Raw genomic sequence first — 1,557 nt, forward strand, 5'->3', positions numbered from 1 at the left:
CAGGTGAGACGCAGGCCATTTTATGTTTGGAGTGCTGGCCGACTAAGATCGACTCGATTTTGGCGGCAGAGGCTTGACTGGAAGCAGTCGCGCCGTTTGACAGAGGCCGTTGAGGCAGACCTGCAAATCGTCCCGTACCTCCTACGAGCCCAATGCTGCAAAGGCCCGAGCCCGATCCGCAGGCTGAGGAAGACTCTCGGCGAGGACAGCCAGACGCCGCTGGAGCTCGCGGGGAAGCTCCGCCACGGCTGCCCCGACGCTCCGCAAGGCCAAGGCGCGGTTTGTGGGATCGGCGAGTCCCTCGGCCATGGGGACGAGGCGTTCCTGGAGCTCGCGTGAAACCGCTGCCACGTGCACACCGAGGCTTCGCAATGCCGAAACGCGATGCATGGCCGTCCGAGCACGTGCGAGTAGGTATAGATGAAAGCCAGATCATGGCCCTGCTTCTTGGTAGGGCGTACGCCTGATTTTTGACTCATGGATCGATTCGTCCGGAGCCTCCAATAGGGAGGCGAATGATAAATGTACGGTACCGGATCGAATTGAGCCAAGGCGAGCGAGAGGAACTGACGGCGATGCTGAGCGGCGGCAAGCATGCCGCTCGCAAACTCAAGCGGGCTCAGATTTTGCTGGCGGCCGACATCGGCAGCCGCGACGAGGAGATTGCCCGGACCGTCAGATAAGCGCCTCCACCGTCTATCGGACCAAACGCCGCTTCGTGGAAAGCAATCTCGATCGGGTCTTGAGTGAGGAGCCGCGTCCCGGTGCGGAGCGCAAGCTGACCGGCAAGGAGGAAGCCCTGCTGGTGGCGACCGCATGCGCCAAGCCGCCCGCCGGCCGAAGGCGCTGGACGCTGGCGCTGCTGGCGGACGTGATGGTCAAGCTCACCGATCATGACAGCCTGTCAGGCGAGACCGTGCGCCGCCGACTGGCCGATAATGACCTCAAGCCGTGGCGCAGGGACATGTAGTGCATTCCCCATGTCGATGGCGAATACGTCGCCCGCATGGAAGATGTGCTCGATCTCTACGCTGAAGTGCCTGATCTCGAGCGGCCGCTGGTCTGCTTCGACGAAACCGCCGTTCAGCTCATCGGCGAAGTGCGCCAGCCGATTCTACCCGAGCCGGGAAAGCGCGAGCGTTACGATTACGAGTACCACCGCAACGGCACCGTCAATCTCTTCGTCGCCTTCAATCCGCATCGGGTCTGGCGCAAGGTCAAAGTCACCGAACGGCGCACCGCCGTGGATTATGCTCACTGCATGCGCGAACTCGTCGATTTCCATTACCCCAAGGCCGCCTGCATCCGGTTCGTGCAAGACAATCTGTCGATCCATGCCCCCGGCGCCCTCTACCAAGCCTTGCGCCCGCCGAGGCCCGCCGCATCCTGCGCCGCCTCGAGTTCCGCTACACCCCGAAACACGCCAGTTGGCTCAATATGGTCGAGATCGAGATCGGCGTGCTCCAAGGGCAGTGTCTCGGCCGCCGGATCGACGCCTTAGAAGCGAGGTCGCAGCATGGGAGCGGCAGCGAAACAAAACTCGCGCCGCTATCAACT

At 62.5% G+C, this 1,557-nt stretch carries 1 pseudogene; it reads left to right on the forward strand.

The annotated features are described in order from the left end of the window. Nucleotides 1-518: 518 nt before the first annotated feature. A pseudogene (locus tag CWO89_RS44060) lies at nucleotides 519-1,557 on the forward strand (IS630 family transposase); the annotation flags it as partial.

The organism is Bradyrhizobium sp. Leo170, assembly GCF_004296405.1.
GTDB lineage: Bacteria > Pseudomonadota > Alphaproteobacteria > Rhizobiales > Xanthobacteraceae > Bradyrhizobium.